This is a genomic window from Bradyrhizobium pachyrhizi, assembly GCF_001189245.1.
In the GTDB taxonomy this organism is placed as follows: Bacteria; Pseudomonadota; Alphaproteobacteria; order Rhizobiales; family Xanthobacteraceae; genus Bradyrhizobium; species Bradyrhizobium pachyrhizi.
Genome location: NZ_LFIQ01000124.1, coordinates 197,633 through 222,526, shown reverse-complemented (window position 1 = coordinate 222,526; position 24,894 = coordinate 197,633). Strand labels below are relative to the sequence as shown.

Genomic DNA, 24,894 nt, shown 5'->3' with positions numbered 1-24,894 from the left:
AATTGATGAAACGGCTTCATTCACCGGGAACGAGGTGGCCGACCGGCGGCCGCGCCAGGCGCCGGTGCTTGCGGCGGGACAGATAAAGCAGCAGGCCGGTCGCGGCAAACAGCGGCATCATGGCGGCGGCCAGCATGAACGCGAGCTTGCCGGGCCATCCCAGAATCGCACCGCGGTGGATGTCGAGCACGCTGGCGAGGACGCGTTCGCCAAACGTCTTGTCGGCGTAGCGATCCGATGAGATGAGGCGGCCGGTAAGGGCATCGATACGGAATTCGTCACGCACCGCCTCGCGTGTCGAATCCTGCGGCCATGACCGCACGCGCACGGCCGTGCCCGCGCCGGCCGGCAGCGTCATGAGGGCCCTTCCGTAACTGTTGTTCTCCTGCTGCAGGAACGCCGACCAGACGTGATCGAAGGCAAGCGGCTTTGCCTCGGCCTTCGCTTCGGTCTTGGCTTGACCCTTGCTCTCGGCAGCCGCGCCGCCGCGCGGCGGCTTGGATTGCATCGCGTTTGCTATGGCCTGAGGCCGCGCGAACAGCCAGTTGGCGCCGGCCTTATACCATTCGAACGAATACCACAGGCCGGTCAGCGTCATCACCAGATAGACCGGCAGCACCCAGGTGCCGATCACGGCGTGCAGCGAGCGGTGCAGGCCGCGGCCGCGCAGTCCCAGATTCGGCTTCAGCCACATCCTCACGCTGCCCGCGCGACGCGGCCAGCGCAGCACGAGGGCGGTGATCAGCATCACGATCAGGCAGATCGCAGCCGACCCGGTGATCTTGCGGCCGATGCCATTGCCGTCACCCGGCAACAGCAGCCAGCGATGCAGCTTGCGGACGGTTGCGAAAAAGTCCTCGCCGCGCGGCGAGCCGAGCACGTGCCCGTCATAGGGGTCGACATAGACCGAGGACGGCCGCGTGCCGCCTTCGCTGCGAGCGAAACGGATGCGGGCCGCGGCCGATGGATCGCTCGACATCGTCACGGCCGAGACCTTGCTGAAATCGCCCGCCGCCGCCAGCCGCGCGATCAACTCGTCCGGCGTGAGCCGTTGGGTCGCGCTGGCCTCGACGCGCATCATCTGACTGTTCAGGCTGGCCTCGATCTCATCCTCAAAGGCCATCGTCGCGCCGGTGAGGCCGACCACGGCCCATACCAGCGCCAACACAAGGCCAACCAGGGAATGGACCTGCAGCAGTGCAGCCTTGATCGGGCGCCAAACGTCACGCATCAGAATTTCACCGTCGCCGAGTGCGAGAAGCGCCGCGCGTCGCCCATCGCGACCGTCAGGATGCTGTTGGCGGAGGGATAGTAGACCGTGTCGAACAGGTTCTTGACGTTGAACTGGTAGATGACCGGGAACGACTGGACCTTGGTCTCGTAGGTCGCAAACACGTCCGCGACCGTGTAGGCTGGCGGCACGAAGCTGTTCGCGGCATCGCCTGGCCGGTCGCCGACATAGCGCGCGCCGCCGCCGAGGCGATCTATGATTTCGGCACCACCCTGCCCGGCAGGCTTCGCTGCGCCGATCAGCAGATGGGTGCGGCCCTTGTCGGCGGCATTTCGACGGTCGCCGACAACCCGGCCATCAGCATTCACGGGCACTCTTGCACTTCCGATTCACGCGAACTCGTTCACGGCGCGCCTCTAGCAGTCGGCGCGCGCGAAAAGAACCGGAGCAGACTTGAATCTCTCTAACCGGAATGGATTTGAATTATTCTAAGACGCGACAGGGCTCGCGCGCGTGCGCGAGCCCTGAACCTCGTGACCTGCTTGTCGCGTCTGCGCGTCAAATGGCCGTGCCATCGTCGCCTGAGGTTGCGGCCGTGGTCCTGTCACATCTCGGGTGTATGGTTTGCCGTCGGCCGCGCGATGCGCCTCACGACAACGCCAGGCTGACCGGCGCCTTGCCGACCACTCCGGTGCTCACGCCGTCGCGCGCCATCGATTCGATCTCGTTCCAGTTCTCGCGAAAGATCCGCGCCGCCTCGTTGGCACTTTCCGCCTGGATCGTCAGACTGCACGCGCGTCTTGTGCCATTGCTGGCGAACTGGAAGTAGAGAACATATCCAGACGATTCCGCACTCCGTGCGCCCAGCGGTGCCTGCTGCATGTAGGTTTTCCCCAAAGTGTTTTTGTTGCGCCACCCGCAGACAGGATTTGACAGGGATGCGGCACCTTCGTGGTTCACAACGCCGCAATCTGCACGATTGCGCATTTTGTTCGGCGGTGTTGCCGGGACTCAACAGGCGATGGAACCGATGACCCGCAATGGCTGCAACTCAGCCGCGACCGCCATGTGGCTTCAACTGTTGTTTGGTGATGGGTTGCCCTTCCTTGAGGGGGAAGCCGCGGCGCGAATCTCCGCGGCGGTCACAATTGCGATGCCGCGCTGAGATCGAACGGCCGCTGCGGCGCAGGATCTGCGCTCCGCTCAAGGTAGCGTTCGCGACGACGCGGGAGTCGATGTAGCGCCAGATCGCAGATCGCGGGCGCAGCGAAGCCGTCGCGCCAGGCTGACCCGTGCCGTCGCCGACCACCGAGAATTGCATCTGTCCGCATGGGCCGGGGCGGCGATCGTAAAGCCGCTTGCTGGCCTGTCCCAGGTGTGCTATTAGTCGAACGACCGTTCGGATTATTATTGACCGTCGAAGAAAACGTCGGCCGCAGGCGATCGGTGAGGGAGACGGAACGATGAACATAATGACCGGCGCCTCGCCATGGGAACGGTTGATCCGGCCCGACCGGGTGCATGGGTCGCTCTATACCGATCCCGAGATCTTCGAGGCCGAGCTCAAGAACATCTGGTATCGGACCTGGGTCTATGTCGGGCACGAGAGCGAGGTGCCGAACGCCAACGACTACGTCGTCAAGTCGATCGGCCCGCAATCCGTGATCATGACGCGCGACGAGCAGGGCAAGGTCAATTTGCTGCTCAACCGCTGTTCGCATCGCGGCAACCAGGTCTGCTCCTATGAGCGCGGCAATGCCCGCTCGTTCACCTGTCCGTTCCATTCCTGGACTTTTGCCAATGACGGCCGCCTGGTCGGTTATGCCTTCCCCGACGGCTATGAGGGGCAGGACAAGTCGCAGCTCGCGCTAGGGCGGGTGACGCGCGTCGAGTCATACCGCGGCTTCGTGTTCGGCTCGTTCGCGGCCGATGGCCCGACGCTGAAGGAACATCTCGGCGGCGCCGCGGAGACCATCGATCGCCTGGTGCGCACCTCGCCGGAGGGCGAGGTCGAGATCACGGCGGGCTTCCTCAAGCATCGCGTCAAGGCGAACTGGAAGTTCATCCTGGAGAACGAGTGCGACGGCTATCACCCGGCCTTCGTGCACACCTCGATCTTCGGCGTCGCCGACAGCATGATCGGCAAGCTCTATGGCGGCGCCTCGACCGCGCTGACGCGCGACTACGGCAACGGCCATACCGAGATCGACCTGCGGCCCGAGTTCCGCAAGCGCGATGCGCCGATGAGCTGGTTCGGCACCAGCGAGGATCGGCTGCCGGACTATACGGCGCGCATGAAGGCCGCCCATGGCGACACCACCGCGCGGGAGATCATGATCGACGGCACGCCGCATGTGATGATCTTCCCGAACCTGTTCATCGCCGAGATCCAGATGTTCGTGATCCAGCCGCTCGGCGTCGATGACAGCGTGCAGCACGTCACCGCGTTGCAGTTCAAGGGCGCGCCCGATCTGAACCGAAGGCTGCGCCAGCAGACCATGGGCTCGGTCGGCCCGGCCGGTTTCCTGCTCGCGGACGATTCCGAAATGTACGAGCGCTGCCATCGCGGCGTGCTGGCGCGCAATCCGGAATGGATCTTCCTCGGCCGCGGCGAGAAGCGCGAGCGGCAGGACGAGCTCGGCTTCACGGTCGGCCACGTCACCGACGAGGTGCCGTCGCGCGGCATCTGGACCCATTATCGCAAGCTGATGGAGCCTGACTGATGCTGTCGCGCGAGAGCAGTGCCACGTTGATGAGCGCCATCACCGCCTTCCTCTATCGCGAGGCGCGGCTGCAGGACGAGCATCAATACGAGGCCTGGGAAAAGCTCTGGACCGACGACGGCGTCTATTGGGTGCCGGCCAACGGCGCCGACATCGACCCGGAACGGCAGATGTCGATCATCTACGACAACCGCTCGCGGATCGCGCTGCGGGTTCGGCAGCTGATGACCGGCAAGCACTTCACCCAGACGCCGCAGTCGAATTTGCGCCGGCTGATCTCCAACGTCGAATTGATGGACGAGCAGCCTGACGACGGCGACATCGCGGTCGCCAGCAACAGCCTCATTTTCGAATCAAGCCTGCGCGACGACACGCTGTGGGCGGCGCGCAATGAATACCGGTTGCGCCATGTCGATGGCGAGTTGCGGATGGCCAGCAAGAAGGTCATCCTCGTCAACAACGACAAGGCGATCTACACGCTCTCGTTCCTGGTCTAGAGGAAAACGCGCCATGATCGACAAGGGCCCCGTTCTGCTCGACATCACCGACGGCATCGCGCGGCTGCGGCTCAACCGTCCCGATGCGGCCAACGGCATGAGTGTCGAGCTGCTCCGCGCGCTGTGCGACGCCATCATGGCATGTCATGGTCATCCCGATCTGCGCGTCGTGCTGCTGAGCGGCGAGGGCACCAATTTCTGCGCCGGTGGCGATGTCCGCGCCTTTGCCTCCAAGGGCGAGAAGCTGCCGGACTATATCCGGCAGGCCACCGCGTATCTGCAGAATGCGGTGACCGGATTGCTGCGTCTGGAGGCGCCGGTCATATCATCGGTGCAGGGCTTTGCGGCGGGCGGCGGTGGTTTCGGCCTAGTCTGCGCTTCCGATATCGTGATCGCGGCGGAGTCGGCAAAATTCCTCGCCGGCGCGACGCGGGTGGCGATGGCGCCGGATGCCGGCGTCTCCGTTACGCTGTCGCGACTGGTTGGCCTGCGGCGCGCGATGTCGATCCTTCTGACCAACCCGGTGATCCCGGCGGCGGAAGCGTTGCAGATGGGCATCGTCACCAGGGTCGTGCCCGATGACGAGCTCGCCGATGCATCGCTCGCGCTGGCCCGCGAGCTTGCGGCCGGCGCGCCGAAGGCGCTGGCGGCGACCAAGCGGCTGGTCTGGGCCGGCACCGGCACCAGCATCGAGCAGTGCCTGTCGGATGAGGCGCGCACCGTCGCCGAACTCTCGGGGATGGCCGATGCACGCGAAGGGCTCGCCGCGGTGATCGAGCGGCGCCAGCCCGTATTCACGGGGCGCTGAGGTGGCGAGCTTGCCATTCGGACGTCTCGATGGCCGCCGCGCCTTCGTCTCCGGCGGCGCGCGGGGCATCGGTGCTGCGATCGCCCGCAGCTTTGCCGGCGCGGGCGCGAGGGTCGTGATCGCCGATCTCGATGTCGCCGCGGCCTCGGAGCTGGCGCGCGAAACCGGCGCCGGCGTTGCAGGATTGGACGTCAGCGATGCTACAGCAGTGCAGGCCGTGATGGCGCAGGACGGCCCGTTCGACATTGTCGTCAACAATGCCGGCATCGATCAGCACGCCTTCTTCACCGATACCACGGCGGAGGATTGGGCGCGGCTGATCGCGGTCAATCTCACCTCGGTCTTGGCCTGCACCCACGCCGCGCTGCCGGCGATGCAGGCGGCGCGCTTTGGCCGCATCATCAACGTCACCTCGGAAGCGGCGCGGCTCGGCTCAAAAGGGGGTGCGGTCTACTCCGCGGCCAAGGGCGGCGTGATCTCGTTCACCCGGAGCATCGCGCGGGAGAATGCACGCTATGGCATCACCGCGAACGCGATCGCGCCGGGACCGATCCGCACGCCGATGCTGGAGAAGGCGGTGGCAAAGGGCGGCGACAGGATCCTGCAGGCAATGACCGGTGCAACGCTGCTCGGCCGCCTCGGCGAGCCCGAAGAGGTTGCGGCTGCCGCGCTGTTCCTGGCTTCCGACCAGGCCGCCTATATCACCGGAGAGACGCTCGGCGTTTCCGGCGGCATGGGCATCGGCGGCTGAAATGGACAGCGCGGACGATATCGCAATCACGCCTGTCGATCGCGCGATCGAGCGCTTGCGCACGATCTATCGCGGCTGGACCCGCGAGACGTCAGTGGCGCAGATGCGCGACGACTGGGACGCCGCCTTTGCCGGCTGCTCGGTGCCGGTGACGTGCCAGCCGGTCTCTGCCGGCGAGGTCGACGGCGAATGGCTCGTGCCGACAGATGCGCCACACGACAAGGTGATCCTCTATTTTCACGGCGGTGGTTTCCGCATCGGCTCGGTCGCGTCGCATCGCGACCTGGCCGCACGTATTGCCGATGCATCCGGCTGCCGCGTGCTCTCGATCAATTACCGGCTCGCCCCTGAGCATCGGTTTCCGGCTGCGCTGGATGATGCGCTGATTGCCTATCGATATCTGCGCGAGCAGGGGCTGCATCCGGCGGATATCGCCTTCGCCGGGGATTCGGCCGGCGGCAATCTCGTGCTGTGCACAATGCTGGCGGCGCGCGACCGTGGTTTGCCGCTGCCCGCCGCCGGCGCGCTGATGTCGCCCTGGACCGATCTTACCGCGAGCGGCGCCAGCTATCAGAGCAGGGCCGAGGCCGATCCGATCCACCAGCGTGCTATGATCCTGGCGAGCGCCAGGAATTATCTCGGCAAGGACGGCGATGTCAGCAATCCGCTCGCCTCGCCGCTTTATGCCGATCTCAGCCGTCTGCCGCCGCTGCTGGTCCAGGTCGGCGACCGCGAGACCGTGCGCGACGATGCGACGGAACTGGCCGCACGGGCAAAGGCTGCCGGTGTCGATGTCAAGCTGCAGGTGTGGGACGGCATGATCCACGTCTTCCAGATGTTCCCGGAGATCCCGCAGGCGCGCGAGGCGATCGCATCGCTGGCAGCTTTTTTGCGCAACCATCTTCACATCGGCCATCAGAGGGCGCCACAATGAACGTCATGACGTCGGATCCGCGCCAGCTCACTGAGACCGAATTCCACTTTTCGGAGCAACCCAATCTGCCCGAGGAGCTGCGCATGCTGCGCGAGCAGGTGCGCCGCTTCGTCGAGAAGGAGGTGGTGCCGCATGCCGAGGCGTGGGAGCGCGACGGCAAGATCCCGCGCGAGATCTATCGCCGCATGGGCGCGCTCGGTTTTCTCGGCATGCGCCATGCGGCCGAGTATGGCGGCACCGACATGGGGCCGCTGGCCTCGATGGTGTTCGCCGAGGAGCTGGGGCGCTCCAGCTTCGGCGGCTTCACCTCGTCGATCCTCGTGCATACCGACATGTCGGCGGTACACATCTCCTTGCGCGGCACGCCGGAACAGAAGCAGAAGTATTTGCCGGCGATCATCCGCGGCGAGACGGTCTGCTCGATCGCGGTGACGGAGCCCGATGCGGGCTCCGACGTCGCTGGCCTCAAGACGCGGGCGCGGCGCGACGGCGACAGCTGGGTGATCAATGGCGCAAAGATGTTCATCACTAACGCGGTTTATGGCGACATCCTGATCGTCGCCGCGCGCACCGACCCGCATGCCAAGGGCAGCCGTGGCATCTCGCTGTTCATCGTCGAGCGCAACACGCCGGGCATCACGGCGACCAAGCTCGACAAGCATGGCTGGCTCTGCTCGGACACCGCCGAGATCGCATTCCAGGACGTGCACGTGCCGGCGGAGAACCTGCTCGGCGAGGAGAACAAGGGCTTCTATGGCATCATGGAGACCTTCCAGAACGAGCGCATCTGCATCGGCGGCATCTGCGCCGGCGAATCCGCCAAGGCGATCGAGCTGACGACGAATTACGTGAAGACGCGGCAGGCATTCGGCGGCCCGCTCTGGAATCAGCAGGGCGTGCGGCTGAAGCTTGCCCAGCTTGCCGCGAAGGCGGCGGCGGCGCGGGCGCTGGCCTATCAGGCCGCCGAGCTCGCGGCGGCCGGGCAGGATTGCCTGCGCGAAGTGTCGATGGTGAAGGCGCTGTCGCCCGAGGTGCTGCACGAGGTCGTGCATGGCTGCCTGCAACTGCACGGCGGCTCAGGCTTCATGCGCGGCACCCCGATCGAGCGCATGGTGCGCGACGCGCGGGTGCTGACGATCGGCGGCGGCGCCACCGAAGTGATGCTCGAGGAAATCGCCAAGCGGATGTGAGGGGCTCAGCCCCTACGGGCCGCCGGCTTGCCCTGGCCGACCGTCCGCGCCGCAATGCCCGGCTTCAGCCGCCAGTCCTCGCCGAAATCCGCGAGCGGATGGAAGAACAGCGGCTCGGTGGTCTCGAGCTGCCGCAGCCGTTCGGCATAGTCGTCGAGATAGCGGTGCCGCGTGGCCTCGTCGACGAAGTTCACTGAATACGACACAAACGGCGGCAGCACCTTGCAGCCGGCATAGGCCAGCATGCCGTTCTGGATCGGCCACAGCACCACATCGAGCGCACCGACCAGCCCGTCGGACGCGCACATGCCGGGATAGGCGGCGGTCGAGGTCACGACCATGGCGCGGCGGCCGTTGAGGCCGCCGGTGTCGTAGCGGCGGCCGCTGCCGTAAATTGCGCCATTGACGAACACGCGGTCGATCCAGCCTTTCATGATGGCGGGGACGGAGAACCACCACAGCGGAAACTGCAGGATCAAGAGGTCGCACCACAGCAGCTTCTCGATCTCGGCGGCGATATCGCCGCTGAGTGCCCCGTGCTGCAGGTTGTATTTCTGCTCGCGGTCATATTGCAGCCGGTCGGGAAACCGCCGCGCGCCAAAATCTTCGGCGGTCGCCACCGGGTTGAACCGCATGGCGTAGAGATCGGAGATCCTGACCGTGTGCCCGAGCGCGGTCAGTTCCGCCACCGACCGCGCCAGCAGTGCAGCGTTGAACGACTGCGCCTCCTGATGGGCAAAGACGATCAGGACCTTCATCTCTCTAGTTTACCGGCTTGAAGCTGAGCGTCGCGGCATCGGCTTGCATGATCTGCAGCTTCTGGTTGGAGAAGCGGACGCCGGGACCGAAGCTGATCGGCGCCATCACGCCGGTCTCGACATTCTTGGTCTTCTCCAGCTCCGAGATGGTGCAGGCCCAGGTCGGCTGCTTGCCGCAGCGCTCGATTGCCGCGATCAAGACTTTCGCGGCGGCATAGCCGGTCATGGTGTAGCGGTTGATGCCCTTGAACTCGGCCTCCGACACCAGCGGCTTGGCCTTCTCGAGGAACGCCTTGCCCGCCGCGCCGGCAAACGGCTCGACATAGTCGACCGCGTAGATGCCGTCGCCGGCCGGGCCCATCAGCTTCAGCACCGGCTCGATGCGGCCGGGCCAGAAGATGCCGGTCACCGGCTTGATGTTCAATTTCTCGAGCTCCTTTGTCATCGCGATGTTCTCGGCGATGATGCCGCCGGCCAAAAACACTTCGGCGCCGGCATCCTTCAGCTGCAGCATGTCGGACGAGAAGTCCTGCTGGCCCTTCTTGTAGTTGCCGCTGTAGACGACGTTCAGCTTCTTGGCCTTGACCACGGAATCGAAGCCATCGCGCACCGTGATGCCGTAATCGTCGTCCTGGGTGATCAGGCCCCATTTCTTGCCGGGGTTCTTGTCGGCAAGGAAGTCGACGAGGTGGATGATGCCTTCCTCGTAGGATTGCCCGACCACGAACACGTTCTTGCGCGCCGGCTCCCACAGGAATTTGACCGGCGCGACGTCGATCACGGTCGGGATACCGGATTTCTCGAGCACCGGCATCACAGCGATCGACTGGCCCGAACCGGAGATGCCGAGCATCGCGAAGACCTTGTCGACGTCGATCACCTTCTTGACGCCCTGGATGGTTCGCGCGGTAACGTAGCCGTCGTCCTCCAGCACATATTTGATCTTGCGGCCGTTGATGCCGCCGGCGGCGTTGGCTTCGGCGATCGCAATCTTGTGACCGATCGAGGCGGCGACGCCCAGCAGCGCCGGCGGGCCGGTCAGCGGCTCCACGTCGCCGATCAGGATCTCGCTGTCGGTGATGCCGGGATCGGCGGCAGTAGCCGGGCCGGTCGCGAGACAGGCCGTGGTGAGCAGCAGCGAGGCCGCCGCCAGGTGTTTGATCATCGTCTCCTCCTCATGGTGTTGCGTCTTTTTTGATTAGTAGCGCAGCGGCCAGTGCACCCAGGTCCGCCTGATGTCGTGCCAGGCGCCGACTAGTCCGCGCGGCTGGAAGCGCAGGAACAAGATGATGACGAGGCCGTAGAGCATGCTCTTCAGCTCCTGCGCGCCGGTCGTGAAGGCCGCGTCCATCTGCGCGCTGAACAGGCTGAAGACGATCCGTGTCACCTCCGGCAGCAGCACGATCAGGATGGTGCCGAGCACCGCGCCGAGCGCGGAGCCGAGCCCGCCGACGATCAGGATCGCCAGCGCCTCGATCGAGAGCAGGAACGGAAAGCCCTCGACGCTGACAAAGGAGAGATAGATGCCGTACAGCGCGCCGGCGATGCCGGTGATGAACGCTGAGGTGATGAAGGCGAACAGCTTGTAGGTATGCAGGTTGACGCCCATGACGCGCGCCGCCGTGTCGTTGTCCCTGATCGCGACAAAGGCGCGGCCGACCCGGCTGCGGCGGATGTTGAGGGTGGCGAACAGCGTCAGCCCCGCGATGCCGAGGCAGAGATAGGTGAAGGCCGCGTCGCCGTCGAAACTGACGCCGAGGATCTCGGGCCGCTGCACCTGAATGCCGCGCGCGCCGTTGGTGAGCCAGCGCATCTCCAGGATCACGGTGTTGATGATGAAGGAGAAGGCGAGCGTGGTGATGGCGAGGTAAAGCCCCTTGAGCCGGAGCGAGGGCGCGCCGACGATCAGGCTCGCCAGCGCCGGCACCACGCCGGCGCCGACGAAGCCGACCAGCGGCGGCATGTGGTACTTTGTGATCAGCACCGCATAGGCATAGGCGCCAGTGACGAGGAAACCGACATGGCCGAGCGAGATCAGACCGGTGTAGCCGGTCAGGATGTTGAGCCCGAGCGCGCCGGTGACCGTGATCAGGATGATCATCAGGAACGACAGTGCGTAGGAGTTCAGAACATAAGGCGCTGCGATCAGCGCCAGCAGCAGCACGGCCGACCATAGCCACACCGGCGGGGACTCGATCAGCGCAACCAGTTCGCCGTAGCTCTGCTTGTAATCGCCGGTGCGCATCACACCCTCTCGATGTCGCGTTCGCCGAAGATGCCGAACGGGCGGATCATCAGCACGATGATGATCATGGCAAAGCCCGCGACCTCCTTCATGCCGGAGCCGATATAGCCGCCGGCAAGGTTCTCGGTGATGCCGATCAGGAGGCCGCCGAGGCCGGAGCCGAGCACGGCGTCGAGGCCGCCAAGGATGGTGGCCGGAAACGCCTTCAGCCCAAGCTGGAACATCGCCGGCGATAGGTCGTAGGACAGCGCAAAGAACACGCCGCCGATGCCGGCGATCACCGAAGACGCAGCCCAGGCCAGCGCATGAACTCTTGTTGCGCTGATGCCCATCAACAGCGCGGTGCGGTCGTCGGCCGCGACCGCGCGCATCGCGACGCCGACCTTGCTGTAACGGAAGAACGCCCAGATCGCGGCGAGAAGCAGAAGCAGCGTCGCGATGACCGCAATCTGCCCGGTACGCACGCCGATGCCGCCGAGATGCACGATGCCGCGGCCCATGCCGATATCGAGGCCGTGTGGATAGGCGTCCCAGATGAAGTTGATGGCGGAGCGCAGGATCACGGCGAGCCCGATCGTGACCATTACGGTCGCGAATACCGGCTCGCCCAGCATCGGCCGCATCACGAGGCGCTCGATGATCAGGCCGAGCACGATGGCGGCGAGGATGGCCCCGACAGCGACGACGAATACATTGCCGCTGACCGTGGTCGAGATCGTCCAGGCGATATAGGCGGTGATCATGGTCATCTCGCCCTGTGCGAAATTGACCAGTCCGGTGGATTTGTAGATCACCGCAAAGCCCATCGCGATCAGCCCGTAGATCGCGCCGATCGCGAGTCCCGAGATCACGAGCTGGATGAGATACTGCATTCAGCCCTCCGCCCGGTAGATGATGGCGAGCTCACGGGCGAACTTCTTCTCGATCATCGCGCGGCGTACCTTCTGGGTGGCGGTCAGCTCGCCGTCGTCATGGTCGAGCTCCTTTTCCAGGATGGCGAACCGCCTGATGTTCTCAACCCGGGCGAACCGCTTGTTGGTCTCGTTGACGACGCGCTCGACCAGCTCATTCACTTCGGGAAGCTGCGACAGCGATTTGTAGTTGGTGTAGGCGAGCGCTCGGTCGCGCGCCCAGCGGCCGACGTTGTCGTAGTCGACCTGGATGATGGCGCCGAGATACTTCTTGGCCTCGCCGACCACGATCGCTTCCTTGATGAATTCGGAATCCTTCAGCGCGTTCTCGATCTCCGACGGGGCGATGTTCTTGCCGCCGGCGGTGATGATGATCGCCTTCTTGCGGTCGACCACGGCGATCTCGCCATTGTCGAGCACATCGATGATGTCGCCGGTGCGCAGCCAGCCGCCGGGCTCCAGCGAGGCCGTCGAGGCCTTCTCGTCGAGGAAGTAGCCCTTGAAGACGCCGGGGTTGCGCAGCAGGATCTCACCGTCGGCATCACACTTCCATTCGGTCTGCGGCAGCGGCACGCCGCAGCCGCCGATCCGGTGATGGCTTTCGGTCTGGATGAAGGCGACGCCGCCGCTTTCGGTGAGGCCGTAGCCCTGCGACACCGGACGGCCGATGATGTCGAAGAAGCGCAGCGTCTCCGGCGAGATCGAGGCGCCGGCGCAGAGCCGGTGCCGGCTGTAGGCGAAGCCGAGATGGCGCTGCAAATTGCGGAACATCAGGAGATAGAGCAGCCCATGGGCGGCGCGGTCGAGCACATTGGCCTTGCCGGCCTGTCGACGGTCGGACAGCGTGCGGCCCCAGGCGAGGCAGGCCCTGGTGAAGCTCTGGCGCAGGCGGCCGCTCTCGCCGAGGCGGAACAGAAAGCCCTGCTGCAGCTTCTCGTAGATGCGCGGAACGCCGACGAAGAAGGTCGGCGCAATCTCGCGGATGTTGATCGCGACGGTGTCGATCGATTCGGCAAAGGACACGGTGCCGCCGAGCACCAGATGCGTCACGGTGCCGTAGCAGCGCTCGGCGACGTGGCACAGCGGCAGATAGCTCACCGCCTCGAACGGCTTGTCGGCAATGCCCACGGTTTTGGCGTAGGCATAGGCAGCGTAGACGAGATTGCGATGGGTCAGCATCGCGCCCTTGGGCGGACCCGTCGTGCCCGAGGTGTAGACGAGGATGCAGACGTCGTCGGGCGCGCCCTGACTGATCAGGCGGTCGAGCGTCGCGTCGGCCTCCGGATTCTGCTGGGCGTAGGTCTTGCCACGCTCGCACAATGCGGCGAACGACATCAGCTCCGATTGCCGGTAATGCCGCAGGCCCTTCATGTCGACGCAGACGATGGCCTCGAGGTCCGGCAGGCCGCCATTGCCCGCCATCGCGTCGAGCACCTTGTCGGTCTGCTCCTGGTCGCCGGTGACGACGATGCGGGCGCCCGAATGCTTGACGATATATTGCAGCTCGACCCAGGGATTGGTCGGATAGATGCCGACCGCCACCGCGCCGATCATCTGCGCACCAAGATCGGCGTAAAACCATTCCGGCGTGTTCTCGCCGGCGATGGCGATTCGGTCGCCCGGCTTGATGCCGAGCGAGAGCAGGCCGAGCGCCACCGCGCGCGCAGTGTCGTAATAGTGGCGCCAGGAATAGGGATTCCAGATGCCGTAATCCTTCTCGCGCAGCGCCAGCGCCTCGCCGTGCATGGCGGCGCGCTGCCGCAGCAATTGCGGGATGGTGATGGCGGCATCCGCAAGCGTAGCCTGCAACGCGTCGGCGCCGGTTGCCGGTGGGTTGCGCGGCGTGCTCGCTTGCAACGGCGGATGAGCGGTGCGCAGGCTGTCCAGCGTCGACATCACGCGCCCGCCTTTGCCATCGCCTCGGAGCGCTGGCCGCCGAGATAGGCCTCCGCGACTGCCGGATCGCGCCTGATCTCACCAGGTGTGCCTTCGGCGATCTTGCGGCCGAAATTCAGCACATGGACGCGGTCGGAGATGTCCATCACGATGCGCATCTCGTGCTCGATCATGACGACGGTGATGCCGAGCTCGTCGCGGATGTCGAGCACGAAGCGCGCAATGTCCTCGGTCTCCTCCTGGTTCATGCCGGAGACCATCTCGTCCAGCAGCAATAGCTTCGGCTCGCAGGCGAGCGCGCGGGCGAGCTCGACGCGCTTTTGCTGGCCGTAGGACAGCGTGCCGACCACGGCGTCCCTGATATGCTCGATCTCGAGAAATTCGATGATGTGTTCGACGCGCTGCCGTGCAGCGATTTCCTCCTTGCGGGTACGCCCGTAAAACCACACCGCATCGAGCACGGTCGAGCGCAGATGGGTGTGGCGGCCGGTCAGGATGTTCTCGACCACGGTGCCGTGCTTGAACAGCGCCAGATTCTGGAAGGTGCGGCCGATACCGACGGCGGCGAATTTCCACGGCGAGATCGTCGAGAGGTCGATGCCGTCGAACGTGATGCGGCCGCCGCTCGGCCGCAGCACGCCCGAGATCATGTTGAACAGCGTGGTCTTGCCGGCGCCGTTCGGACCGATCACGCTGCAGATCTCGCCGGGCGCGACGCGCAGGCTGACATCGGTGACCGCCTGCAGGCCGCCGAAGCGCTTTGACAGGTTCTCGACCGTGAGCAGCGCGGTCACGACAGCCACCGCTTGCGGCGCTTGTAATGCTTGACTTCGCGCAGGCTCTTGCGGCCGGTGGAGGAGACGCCGAGATAGAATTCCTGGACGTCCTCATTGGCGGTGAGCCTCGATGCCGTGCCGTCGAGCACGACGCGGCCGGTCTCCAGGATGTAGCCGTAGTCGGCGATGTCGAGTGCGCGCTGCGCGTTCTGCTCGACCAGCAGCACCGTCATCTTCAGTTCGTTGCGCAGCCGGACGATCACCTCATAGATGCGGTCGATGATCAGCGGCGCGAGGCCGAGCGACGGCTCGTCGAGAGCCAGCAGCACGGGGTCGGTCATCAACGCGCGGCCGATCGCGAGCATCTGCTGCTCGCCGCCGGACATGTAGCCGGCGATCTGGTCGCGCCGCTCATATAGCCGCGGAAACAGCGCAAACACCTTGTCGCGGCGCTCGCGCGCCTCGGCACTGGTCCTGGTGTAGCCGCCCATTTGCAGGTTCTCGTCGATGGTGAGTGCCGCGAACACGCGCCGGCCCTCCGGCACCTGCACGATGCCGCGGCGGACCAGTTCGTCCGGCGCAAGGCGATGCACTTCGTCATTGCGGAAGCGGATGCTGCCGTTCTCGATCACGCCTTCCTCGGTATAGAGGATGCCGGACATCGCCTTCAGCAGCGTCGATTTGCCGGCGCCGTTGGAGCCGAGCAGGGCGACGATGTTGCCCTCGGGCACCGCGATCGAGACGTCGCGGATCGCCTCGATCGCATTGTCGTAGACGATCCGGATGTTGCGGAATTCAAGGAAGCCATCCTGCGCCGGCGCGGCCTGCGGCGCTGCTTGCGGCATCGGATGCGGGATGGTCGTCGGCATCGTGCTCAGACCCGGCCTGCCGTTAAGCGCGGGCGCGCGGCGAGGATCGCATCGGTGACGAGCTTGGCGGTTTCGGCGCAGGCCTGGGTGCCGCCATTGCCATATTGCTTCACCGCGTCGCCGACGCACCACAGGCCCTCGATGCCGGTCTCGCGCGGCAAATCGTAGCCGGCGCAGCTGCGTTGTGCCGGCCAGTCGTCGCGCATCACCCGGATCGAGAGGATTTTTGCCTGGTCGAAATTGGCGAACTGCTCGCGCAGATCCTCGAGCGCGAGCGCGACCTCCGCATCCGCATCGAAATCGCCGAGCGCGGGCACCGGCACGGCATAGGCGACATAGAGGTGCCAGCCGGGCGGCGCCAACTCCGGACAGGTGGCGGAGAGGTTGGCCATGTTGCAGAGCCGGCGCGTCTTGCCGAAGGTGACGATGCCGGGATGATTGATCAGCGGCTCGCGGCTCGCGACATTGATGACGATGTTGGCGGCCGGGCGAAGGTCGTTCTTCACCCTGGCGATATAATCCGCCGGGAACGCCTCGCTGCCGGCAAGCGCGACGGTGGCCTTCGGTCCCGCATTGCTGATGACGAGATCGGTGTCGATCCGCACCCGTTCACCATTGCGCAGAACGGTGACGCCTTCGACGCGGCCATCTGATGTGTGGATCGTGGTCGCCGGCGTTCCAAGCCAGATGTCGCCATTGCGCCTGACGGCATTGCCCAGGCTGTTCCAGACGCCGATCGTGCCCTGCGGGCAGAAGCCGAATTTCTTGAAGGCGCCCTTGCTGGTGAAATAGGTGAGGAAGGCGCGGGCCGGCAGCTCGGCGGCGTTGCAGGCGAAGATCGCCGCACAGAGATTGCGGAACAGCGCGTGCACGGTGGCGTTGCTGGTGTAGCCCTTCAGCCAGTCCTCGGTCGATTGCCGCCCGTCGGGCAGATTGCCGGAGCGGGCGTCGGCGAATTTCTCCAGGATGCGCGAGGCTTGCTTGGTGAGTTGCCCGAGCAGCAGCGACCAGCCGCCGCGGCCGACATCGATCACCTTGCCGTCCATGAAGAACGAGCTCGCGGGCTCCGGCGCGCGGATGTCGAGCGGGGCGCCGACGGTGTGGAAGGTTTCCTCGAACACGCCACCGAACTCGATCGCGATCGCCCCGATATTGACCTTGAAGCCGTCGATGTCCTCGGTCGAGGCGCGCCCGCCGAGCCGGTCCTTGTCGTCGACGACGAGCGTATGCAGCCCGCCATGGGCGAGGCGCGCCGCGGCACACAGCCCGCCGGCACCGGCTCCGATCACGACAGCATCGATCCTCTGAGAATCCACGCGCAACCTCCCGCGATGCCGCCGGGTTGCTCCCGGCATGCGCAATCCGCTTGCTTGATGGAAGGCAGTCTAATATAATCCGACCGGTCGTTCAAATTATTTTTTGACGCAGGTCGCTCATCGCACGGACGATGGAAGAGTTCTGGTGGATGGTGCCCGCAAAAGGGAGGAGAGCGTGGGGTGGCGGTAGTATAGAGAGAGGCAGTCGCCCGATTCCGGCGGCGCCGATGGTGCACGAGAGAGACGGCAATGGCGCGGACGCGCTCAGAGAATTACGACGAGATTCAGCGGAACATTCTCACCACCGCCTGCGGCCTGTTCGCACGGCAGGGCTATATGCGTGCCTCGATCGCCGACCTCGCGGATGCCTGCAAGCTGTCGCGCGGCGCGTTGTACCATTATTTCGATTCCAAGGAAGCGATCCTGTTCGCGATCCTCGACGCCCATATCCGCGAGATGATCGTGGACGTCGAAGCCGCGATGGCCGAAAAGGCGACGACGCTGGAGCAGTTCCGCGCCGCGATCCAGGCCATCGTCGCGCTGAATGCGCGTTCGAGCGACGAGCAGCGCGTGATCCTCAACGACCTCTCGTTCCTCGGAGAGACCGAGCAGGATGCGATCAAGGCGCTGGAGCGCCAGCTGGTCGACACGGTCTCGGATCTCCTGGTCAAGCTCGACAAGGAAGGCAAGATCGTCAAGCGGACCAAGAAGATCTACAGCATGATGCTGTTCGGCATCCTGAACTTCAGCCACACCTGGTACGATCCGAAGGGCGGGATCGATCCAAGGGAGTTCGCCGACATGGTGGTGGATCTGTTCCTGTACGGTTTCACCATGCCGGTGCCGGCAAAGGATGCCGCGCGGCCGCTGCGCCAGCGCGCGTGAGGCCGTCGCGGCCCGCACGGCGGCTTCGCGCCGATGATATCTCTCGCGGCGATTATTCCTCATCTCAGCTGCACATCATCGTGAAGGCCGAGACGTTGTCCCGCGCGTAACGCGCGCGCGGCGCGCTGCGTAGTCCTGACACGAGCGCCGCAACGGCGGCCGATGGTGACATCGCAGCGAGGGAAGCAACATCCGCATGAATTTGTCGTTCAACATCGCCGAACGGGGCGAGGGGTCCTATCGTTCGCTCGCGATCCTGCGCTGGGTCATGGTCGTGATCTTCGTGTCGTTCGGCATGCAGAAGTTCACACTGCAATCGGCGCAAGGCATCGCGCAGTTCATCAGCAACAGCCCGTTCATTTCGTGGCTGTCGGTGTTCGGTCTCCGGGGTGAGGCCTATGTTCTCGGGGTGGCCGAGTTCGGCATTGCGGCGCTGCTCGCCGCCGGCGCGTTCAGCCCGCTTCTCTCGGCGATCGGCGCGCTGATGGGCGTCGTCACGTTTGCGGTGACGTGGTCGTTCTTTTTTACGACGCCCGGCGTGGTGAAATGGAGCCTGTCGGCCGATCCGATGGCCTGGAACCTGGCCGGCGAGTTCCTGTTCAAGGACATCGTGCTGCTGTGCGTCTGCCTCGTGCTGCTGTTGGCGTCGTTGCCGCGGTCGATCGTCCGCTCGCGCGCCCCATAGGTCTCGCGCCGCGCATCGATGGTTAACCGATGCTTAAACAGCCATCGCGAGTATCCGGCATCTGGAACAGGACAAAACGTCGCGGACGACCGTGTCTTGGAAATCGAATCCAACCGGCTTATGCAACCTTCGATTGACGAATTGTTGCTAGGAAGAAACGTCCCCGGTTGGGAGCGGAATGTGACGAAGTCAGAAATATCCTTGGCCCGATCGGCAAGCGCCGATCTTGCCTTTTCGTCCAAGCCCACTCCCGTCATTTTCAAACGTCCCGCATTTTTTGTTCGATTGCAGTTCCCGCACCGTGGCTGGAGTGGGAGGGCGGTCGCGATCGCGGCTTCCGGAAGTGACCACCGGAACAGCGATCGGGCCGCCCCGTTCCCAGCCGGACGGGGAACGGGCGCAAGACGCGCAATCGTGAATTCGGACGCATCGGTTCCACCGCTAGGATCGTGATGTTGCCATCTCTCGATGGTGAACAGACTCGCCCGCGGGTCACATCGCAACATCGTCCCGATTTCGTTCTTCATGAGACAATGGCTCACCGTCCGGATCGCAGCCGTCCTGCTCGTCGTCGCTGTTGGCGTGCTCGGGGTCGCGCGCGCCGATTCCGACATGGACGCGCAGATCAGGGACATCGTCACGACGGAACTCGCGCCGACCGCGACTGCGGCCGACCCGGGCGGCCTCGCCGTGGCCGTCTATGCCGGCGGCCGGGTCGCCTTCTTCAACTACGGTTTCGCTGATGCCGCAGCGAAGCGACCGGTCACCCCGGACACGCTGTTCAACCTCGCCTCGTTGCGCAAGCTGTTCGAGGCGACGCTGGTCGCGCTCGGCACCGAGCGCGGCGAATTACGGCTGGACGATCCGGTCGGCAAGTATCTGCCCGAGCTCAACGCCGACTACGTCAGCCGCGTCACCATCGGCGAACTCGTCAATCATACGTCGGGGCTGCTGCTGCCGACCGATCATCCGCCATGGCCGGACGGGACGTTCAGCCGTGATCAGTTCATCGCGATGCTCAATGCATGGACTCCACCGGCGGGAGAGCAGCCGGGCAAGCAGCGCGTCTACAGCCATGCCGGCTATGTCCTGCTGCAGCTCGTGCTGGAGCGGCGCTATGACATGCCGATCGCGACGTTGATCGGGAACCGTATCCTCAAGCCGCTCGGCATGACGTCGACCTTCGTTCCAGACCGTAGCGAGGACAATCGCTCGACGATGGCGCCCGAGATGATGCAGCGTGTGGTTCAGGGCTACTCCCACGACGGCACGGCGATCGGTCCGCCGGGCAATCAGCAGCGCTATTATGATTTTCCAGGCACCGGCCAGATGTTCTCAACGGCGCGCGATCTCGGCATATTGCTGGGCGCCTGCCTTGACGGCGCGGTGATCGATCCGGAATTGCGCGCGGCGTTGCAGATGACCGAGCGGGAGAGTTTTCGCGTCGACGAGAAGTTCGGCCAGGCGATGGCATGGGAGCATGTGCGGCTGGACGGCGTCACCGTGATCGACAAACCGGGCGGTCTCAATAACGCCTCAGCCTATGTCGGCCTGGTGCCGGCGCGCAGGCTCGGCATCGTGCTGCTCGCCAATCGCGGCGACTATCCGCACGAGATCGCGCGCTACAGGATCTTGCCGGCCCTCGCGCGACTGTAGTCGCAGCACGTGCCGGTCCAATGACACGGCCTGCGCAGCAGGGCAGGGGATGCATGCAAAAATCGCGATGGCGCGGAACCGTGATCGGCTGTATAAGGCGGTAGCTTCTTCTCCATTTTGAAGAGGCTGATATGACCGATCTGTATCCTGATTTGCACAATTGGCTTTCGCAACAGCCCCATGGGTTGCGAACCTTCAGGACCTTCCAGCAAAAACTCGAGATTCTGAGCAAGGACGACCCGGAGCAACGCGGCGTTTGCCGGCTGCTGAGCGGACTCGTCGGCAATTACGTCGAGACCTTCGACGAGGAGCCGCTGCCCGTCGCGGTCGCCGACCGCGCCTATGGCCGGCTGCTCGATCTCGTCGCAAGCCTTGATCTCAAGGGAAATCCCGACCGGCGCCTCGCCGACATCAACCGCGTCGCGTCCTGCGATCTGCTGAACTGATCGCGGCGCAAAACGCTTTGCGTTCTGTCGCGGGAAAACCGCTTCGCACTTCCCGGGATCATGCTTTAGCGCCGCGTCGTCGCGAGCTCGCGATAGAGCGCGGCGTAGCGGCCGGCGCGATTGTGCCAGGAGACATCGGTGGCCATGCCGGCCTGCTGCAGCCGGCGCCACGTCACCTTGTCGTTGAACAGCAGGTTTGCCTTGCGCAAGCCGTGGGCGAGCGCATCCGAAGTGACGGGTGCAAACTTGACGCCGGTCGGCGCATCGCCGGTGATCGCGACTTCGTCGAAGTCGAGCACGGTGTCGGCAAGGCCGCCGACATTGGCGACGATCGGGACCGCGCCATAGCGCAGCGCGCACAACTGGGTGAGGCCGCACGGCTCGAAGCGCGACGGCACTGCAAGCGCGTCCGCGCCGGCCTGGATCAGGTGCGCCAGCGCCTCGTCGTAACCGATCACGACCGCGATCCGTCCGGGATTGTCGCGCGCCAGCGCGGCGTAGCGATCCTGCAGGTCGCGATCGCCGCTGCCGAGCAGCACGAGTTGAATGCCTTCGCCGAGCAGCGTCGGAATGTTCTCGAGCAGCAGGTCGAGGCCCTTCTGCCATGACAGCCGGCTGATGACGCCGAGCAGCATCGCATCCGGCGCGGGATCGAGCCCGAAGCGGCGCTGCAGCGCCGCCTTGTTCGCCGCGCGCTCCGCCGGCTGCTCGGCGCTGAAGCGCGCCGCGATGTCGGGATCGGTGGCCGGATTCCACACCGATATGTCGATGCCGTTGAGGATGCCGCTCAGCACGTCGGCGCGTTCGCGCAAGAGGCCGCCGAGCCCCATGCCGCCATCGTCGCTTTGAATCTCCCGCGCATAGGTCGGCGAAACCGTGGTGATGCGGTCGGCGAATTGCAGGCCGGCCTTCAACAGGCTGATGGTGCCGTAATATTCGACGCCGTGGAGCGCGTAGGATTCGCCCGGCAGGCCGAACGCGGTCAGCATGTCCGGCGAGAACTGGCCCTGATAGGCGAGGTTGTGCACGGTCATCACCGTGCCGGGCCGCGGTTGCCCGGCATAATGCAGGAGGGCGGGTGCGAGGCCCGCCTGCCAGTCATGCGCATGCACAATGTCGGGGACGAAGGAGGTGATCGCGCCCTGGCCGATCTCCGCCGCCATCCGCGACAGCGCGGCAAAGCGGATGCCGTTGTCCGGCCAGTCGCGTCCGTCCGGGCCGACATAGGGATTGCCGGGCCGCGCATAGAGATGCGGCGCGTCGAGCGCGAACAGATCGAGGCCATCATGCGTGCCGCCCAGCACGCGGATCGGCCCGCCGTAGAATTCCGGCCAGTGCAGCAGCGTCTCCGCCGTGGCCAGCGCCTTGAGCACGTCGGGATAGCCGGGCACCAGCGTCCGCGTCGTGACGCCGTATTGCTTCAGCGCCGCCGGCAGCGCGCCGACCACGTCGGCGAGGCCGCCGGTCTTGACGATCGGGTAGACTTCAGAGGCGACTGCGAGGACGCGGATGGGCGTCATGTCCCCAGCCTGTCGATCATCGACTGCGTAATCAGCGTGATGCCATTCTCGGTGGTGCGGAAGCGCTTGCCGTCGAACTCGGGATCCTCGCCGACCACGAGCCCTTCCGGAATCCTCACCCCGCGATCGATCACGACGTTTCTGAGCCGCGCGCCGCGGCCGACATTCACGTAAGGCATGATCACCGCATTCTCGACATTCGCGTAGGAATTGACGTGGACACCGGTGAACAGCAGGGAGCGGCGCAGCGACGCGCCCGAGATGATGCAGGCGCCGGAAACAAGCGAGGTCACCGCCTGGCCGCGCCGTCCGTCCTCGTCATGCACGAACTTGGCGGGCGGGGTGATCTCGGCATAGGTCCAGATCGGCCATGATCGATCGTAGAGGTCGAGCTCGGGCACCACGTCGGTGAGATCGATATTGGCGCCCCAATAGGCATCGACGGTGCCGGCATCGCGCCAGTAGGAGCGGGGATCGTCGCCGGAGCGGACGCAGGAATCATTGAACTGATGCGCGATCGCCCGGCCATGCTTCACGATATAGGGGATGATGTCCTTGCCGAAATCGTGGGCCGAGTTCGGGTCGGCGGCATCGCGGCGCAACTCGTCGAACAGGAATTCCGAATTGAAGACATAGATGCCCATGCTGGCCAGCGACTTGTCGGGCTTGCCGGGCATCGGCGGCGGATCGGCCGGCTTCTCGAGGAAGGACTGGATCAGGCCGGTCTCGTCGATATGCATGATGCCGAAGGCAGAGGATTCCGCGCGCGGCATTTCAAGGCAGCCGACCGTGACGTCGGCGCCACTTTCGACATGCTGCTTCAGCATGATCTCATAATCCATCTTGTAGACGTGGTCGCCGGCGAGCACCAGGATGTACTTGGTGCCGTGCGCTTCGAGGATGTCGACGTTCTGGTAGACCGCGTCGGCCGTGCCGACATACCACATCGTTTCGGAAACGCGCTGGCTTGCGGGCAGGATGTCGAAACTCTCGTTTCGCTCCGGCCGGAAGAAGTTCCAGCCGCCTTGCAGATGCCGGATCAGGCTGTGCGCCTTGTACTGGGTCGCCACCGCGATGCGGCGGATGCCCGAATTCACTGCATTGGACAGCGCGAAATCGATGATGCGCGACTTGCCGCCGAAATAGACCGCGGGCTTGGCGCGCTTGTCGGTGAGCTCCTGAAGTCTGCTGCCGCGTCCGCCGGCCAGCACGAAGGCGAGGGCGTGACGCGACAAGGGTTCATTTCCGACTGATCTCATGGTCATCCTCCCAGAACTTCAGGCTGGCCCCGCTACCTTCTCTTGTCCGGAAGGCCTGATCGGGCGCCAACGGGGCCGATTGGGAACGTAGCAAGTGCATCCCGGTTGAGCAAAGCGGGATGGCGGGCTTTCGTTCCCCGGACCCCCGCTCGTGAAGATCGGGGTTGCGAGCCGGTTAAAGCTATTGACGAGGCGCGATTTCGGCCTAGAGCAAGCCTGCCGTTTTCTTCTGTCAGGCCAGCATCCCATGACACTTTCTTCCGTCACGCCACAGGACATCCGCGCAACGCTGCTGCTGCGCCGGGAGATCGCGCTGCTCGACGTCAGGCATGAGGCGGAATTCGCCACCGGCCATCCGCTGTTTGCCGCCAACATGGCGTCCGGCCGGATCGCGCTCGAAGCCGAGCTGCGACTGCCGCGCAAGGACGTGCCGATCGTCCTTTATGACAATGGCGAGGGGCTGGTCGCTGCCGCCGCGGTGCAGTTGATGGCGCTGGGCTATAGCAATGTCGCTGCACTCGCCGGCGGCCTGGGGGGCTGGAAGGCGGCAGGTTACGAGGTGTTCGAGGACGTCAACTCCTACGCCAAGGCGTTCGGCGAGTTGGTCGAGTCGCGCAGGCACACGCCGTCGCTGAGCGCCGACGAGGTCGCCGCGCTGATCTCGGACAAGGCCAACATCGCGATCCTCGATGTCCGCCGCTTCGACGAATATGCCACCATGAATATCCCTGGCTCGGTCAGCGTGCCCGGCGCCGAGCTGGTGCTGCGCGCCGGCGGCGCGGCGCCGGATCCCGACACCACCATCATCGTCAACTGCGCCGGCCGCACCCGCTCGATCATCGGCACTCAGTCGCTGATCAATGCCGGACTGCCCAACAAGGTGCGGGCGCTGCGCAACGGCACGATCGGCTGGACGCTGGCGAAGCACGATCTCGAGCACGGCGCCGGCAAGCGCGGCGGCATCGCTCCGTTCGAGGGCGCAGGCGACAATGCGCGCGACGTCGCCTATCGCGCCGGCGTCCGTCACATCGGGATCGATGAACTCGCCGCGCTGGACGAGGACGCGCACCGTACGCTGTATCGCTTCGACGTGCGCGATGCCGAGGAATACACGGCCGGTCACCTTGCCGGCTTCCGCCACTATGCCGGCGGCCAGCTGGTGCAGGAAATCGACATGGCCGCTCCCGTGCGCGGCGCGCGCATCGTGCTGAGCGACGACAAGAGCATCCGCGCCGACATGACAGCGTCCTGGCTCGCGCAGATGGGCTGGGAGGTCTATGTGCTCGACGGCGGCTATGACGGCCGGCTCGAAGTCGGACCACCGCGCATGGTGCCGCGGCCCGATCCTGCGCACCGCTACCGGCGACCCTATGAAGGCACCGGCGTCGCGGAGCAGGCGATGCAGGCCTATCTCGATTGGGAGTACGGCCTCGTCGAGCAGCTGCGTCGCGACGGCACGCACGGGTTCTATGTGATCTAGCGGATGGCGTGGTGACGGCGGTGCGACCGCATCGGTCGGTGCCGAGTCGCAGGGGCGC

General features: G+C 65.0%; 24 protein-coding genes and 1 pseudogene. 11 read left to right on the top strand and 14 right to left on the bottom strand.

All coding sequences use genetic code 11. From position 1 onward, the window contains the following. Window positions 1–16: 16 nt before the first annotated feature. From AKL29_RS39515 to AKL29_RS43135, 4 genes and pseudogenes are all read right to left on the bottom strand, one after another. Window positions 17–1,231 carry a PepSY-associated TM helix domain-containing protein gene (locus AKL29_RS39515; protein ID WP_050387903.1) on the bottom strand — a complete coding sequence of 405 codons (1,215 nt, stop codon included), beginning with the start codon at window positions 1,229–1,231 and terminating at the stop codon, window positions 17–19. Next, a pseudogene (locus AKL29_RS39510) lies at window positions 1,231–1,482 on the bottom strand (TonB-dependent siderophore receptor); the annotation flags it as partial. The gene AKL29_RS39515 and the pseudogene AKL29_RS39510, both read right to left, overlap by 1 nt. Window positions 1,483–1,879: 397 nt before the next feature. Further along, window positions 1,880–2,113 (bottom strand): hypothetical protein, encoded by a 234-nt coding sequence (locus tag AKL29_RS43140; protein WP_050387901.1) that lies wholly within the window; start codon window positions 2,111–2,113, stop codon window positions 1,880–1,882. Between the two features lie 169 nt (window positions 2,114–2,282). Beyond that, window positions 2,283–2,552 carry a hypothetical protein gene (locus AKL29_RS43135; protein ID WP_050387900.1) on the bottom strand — a complete coding sequence of 90 codons (270 nt, stop codon included), beginning with the start codon at window positions 2,550–2,552 and terminating at the stop codon, window positions 2,283–2,285. A gap of 142 nt (window positions 2,553–2,694) precedes the next feature. On the opposite strand from AKL29_RS43135, the gene AKL29_RS39495 reads away from it, so the two are divergent. Genes AKL29_RS39495 through AKL29_RS39470 form a run of 6 tightly spaced genes read left to right on the top strand, consistent with a single transcriptional unit; the run spans window position 2,695 to window position 8,134 of the window. Next, window positions 2,695–3,954: an aromatic ring-hydroxylating oxygenase subunit alpha gene (locus AKL29_RS39495; RefSeq protein ID WP_028337025.1), complete on the top strand. Its 1,260-nt coding sequence runs from the start codon at window positions 2,695–2,697 to the stop codon at window positions 3,952–3,954. Continuing rightward, complete coding sequence (locus AKL29_RS39490) at window positions 3,954–4,451, top strand: aromatic-ring-hydroxylating dioxygenase subunit beta (RefSeq protein ID WP_038377859.1); 498 nt, start codon at window positions 3,954–3,956, stop codon at window positions 4,449–4,451. The genes AKL29_RS39495 and AKL29_RS39490 overlap by 1 nt, the downstream gene beginning before the upstream one ends. Window positions 4,452–4,464: 13 nt before the next feature. After that, window positions 4,465–5,259, top strand: a complete 795-nt coding sequence (locus tag AKL29_RS39485) for an enoyl-CoA hydratase/isomerase family protein (RefSeq protein WP_050387899.1) — start codon at window positions 4,465–4,467, stop codon at window positions 5,257–5,259. Window position 5,260: 1 nt separating this feature from the next. Then, a complete protein-coding gene (locus tag AKL29_RS39480) occupies window positions 5,261–6,010 on the top strand; it encodes an SDR family NAD(P)-dependent oxidoreductase (RefSeq protein ID WP_050387898.1) in 750 nt (249 codons plus the stop codon). Further along, entirely contained in the window at window positions 5,916–6,944 is a 1,029-nt protein-coding gene (locus AKL29_RS39475) for an alpha/beta hydrolase (protein WP_244482675.1), read from the top strand. The genes AKL29_RS39480 and AKL29_RS39475 overlap by 95 nt, the downstream gene beginning before the upstream one ends. Further along, a complete protein-coding gene (locus AKL29_RS39470) occupies window positions 6,941–8,134 on the top strand; it encodes an acyl-CoA dehydrogenase family protein (RefSeq protein ID WP_082190831.1) in 1,194 nt (397 codons plus the stop codon). The genes AKL29_RS39475 and AKL29_RS39470 overlap by 4 nt, the downstream gene beginning before the upstream one ends. Before the next feature lie 5 nt (window positions 8,135–8,139). Here AKL29_RS39470 and AKL29_RS39465 read toward each other — a convergent pair whose 3' ends face one another. From AKL29_RS39465 to AKL29_RS39430, 8 genes are read right to left on the bottom strand one after another with little or no spacing between them, the layout of a single operon-like run. Next, the gene (locus AKL29_RS39465; RefSeq protein ID WP_050387896.1) at window positions 8,140–8,892 is read right to left on the bottom strand and encodes an NAD(P)H-dependent oxidoreductase; all 753 of its coding nucleotides are present in this window, start codon (window positions 8,890–8,892) and stop codon (window positions 8,140–8,142) included. A 4-nt stretch (window positions 8,893–8,896) separates the two neighbouring features. After that, window positions 8,897–10,057: an ABC transporter substrate-binding protein gene (locus AKL29_RS39460; RefSeq protein ID WP_050387895.1), complete on the bottom strand. Its 1,161-nt coding sequence runs from the start codon at window positions 10,055–10,057 to the stop codon at window positions 8,897–8,899. Between the two features lie 33 nt (window positions 10,058–10,090). Then, window positions 10,091–11,137 carry a branched-chain amino acid ABC transporter permease gene (locus tag AKL29_RS39455; RefSeq protein ID WP_050387894.1) on the bottom strand — a complete coding sequence of 349 codons (1,047 nt, stop codon included), beginning with the start codon at window positions 11,135–11,137 and terminating at the stop codon, window positions 10,091–10,093. Continuing rightward, a complete protein-coding gene (locus tag AKL29_RS39450; protein ID WP_050387893.1) occupies window positions 11,137–12,009 on the bottom strand; it encodes a branched-chain amino acid ABC transporter permease in 873 nt (290 codons plus the stop codon). The genes AKL29_RS39455 and AKL29_RS39450 overlap by 1 nt, the downstream gene beginning before the upstream one ends. Then, window positions 12,010–13,944, bottom strand: coding sequence for an AMP-dependent synthetase/ligase (locus AKL29_RS39445; protein ID WP_050387892.1), 1,935 nt, complete (start codon window positions 13,942–13,944; stop codon window positions 12,010–12,012). Next, window positions 13,944–14,738 (bottom strand): ABC transporter ATP-binding protein, encoded by a 795-nt coding sequence (locus tag AKL29_RS39440; protein ID WP_050387965.1) that lies wholly within the window; start codon window positions 14,736–14,738, stop codon window positions 13,944–13,946. Before AKL29_RS39440 ends, AKL29_RS39445 begins: the two co-directional genes overlap by 1 nt. Beyond that, on the bottom strand, window positions 14,735–15,589 hold the full coding sequence (locus AKL29_RS39435; RefSeq protein ID WP_050387891.1) for an ABC transporter ATP-binding protein: 855 nt from the start codon (window positions 15,587–15,589) through the stop codon (window positions 14,735–14,737). The genes AKL29_RS39440 and AKL29_RS39435 overlap by 4 nt, the downstream gene beginning before the upstream one ends. A gap of 5 nt (window positions 15,590–15,594) precedes the next feature. Further along, entirely contained in the window at window positions 15,595–16,905 is a 1,311-nt protein-coding gene (locus tag AKL29_RS39430) for a phytoene desaturase family protein (protein ID WP_244482674.1), read from the bottom strand. Between the two features lie 249 nt (window positions 16,906–17,154). Here AKL29_RS39430 and AKL29_RS39425 point away from each other — a divergent pair, with 249 nt between their 5' ends. The 4 genes from AKL29_RS39425 (at window position 17,155) to AKL29_RS39410 (ending at window position 20,577) form a co-directional block, all read left to right on the top strand. After that, window positions 17,155–17,790: a TetR/AcrR family transcriptional regulator gene (locus AKL29_RS39425; protein ID WP_050387889.1), complete on the top strand. Its 636-nt coding sequence runs from the start codon at window positions 17,155–17,157 to the stop codon at window positions 17,788–17,790. 196 nt (window positions 17,791–17,986) lie between these two features. Continuing rightward, window positions 17,987–18,475: a DUF417 family protein gene (locus tag AKL29_RS39420; RefSeq protein WP_050387888.1), complete on the top strand. Its 489-nt coding sequence runs from the start codon at window positions 17,987–17,989 to the stop codon at window positions 18,473–18,475. Window positions 18,476–19,000: 525 nt separating this feature from the next. Next, window positions 19,001–20,131: a serine hydrolase gene (locus tag AKL29_RS39415; RefSeq protein ID WP_082190842.1), complete on the top strand. Its 1,131-nt coding sequence runs from the start codon at window positions 19,001–19,003 to the stop codon at window positions 20,129–20,131. Window positions 20,132–20,262: 131 nt separating this feature from the next. Further along, the gene (locus AKL29_RS39410; protein ID WP_050387887.1) at window positions 20,263–20,577 is read left to right on the top strand and encodes a hypothetical protein; all 315 of its coding nucleotides are present in this window, start codon (window positions 20,263–20,265) and stop codon (window positions 20,575–20,577) included. Window positions 20,578–20,642: 65 nt separating this feature from the next. On the opposite strand, the gene glgA is transcribed toward AKL29_RS39410, so the two are convergent. Both glgA and glgC read right to left on the bottom strand, forming a co-directional pair. Then, complete coding sequence (glgA, locus tag AKL29_RS39405; RefSeq protein WP_028337008.1) at window positions 20,643–22,097, bottom strand: glycogen synthase GlgA; 1,455 nt, start codon at window positions 22,095–22,097, stop codon at window positions 20,643–20,645. Then, on the bottom strand, window positions 22,094–23,356 hold the full coding sequence (gene glgC, locus AKL29_RS39400) for a glucose-1-phosphate adenylyltransferase (protein ID WP_028337007.1): 1,263 nt from the start codon (window positions 23,354–23,356) through the stop codon (window positions 22,094–22,096). Before glgC ends, glgA begins: the two co-directional genes overlap by 4 nt. 247 nt (window positions 23,357–23,603) lie before the next feature. Here glgC and AKL29_RS39395 point away from each other — a divergent pair, with 247 nt between their 5' ends. Then, on the top strand, window positions 23,604–24,836 hold the full coding sequence (locus AKL29_RS39395; RefSeq protein WP_050387886.1) for a rhodanese-like domain-containing protein: 1,233 nt from the start codon (window positions 23,604–23,606) through the stop codon (window positions 24,834–24,836). The last annotated feature ends 58 nt before the right edge of the window (window positions 24,837–24,894 follow it).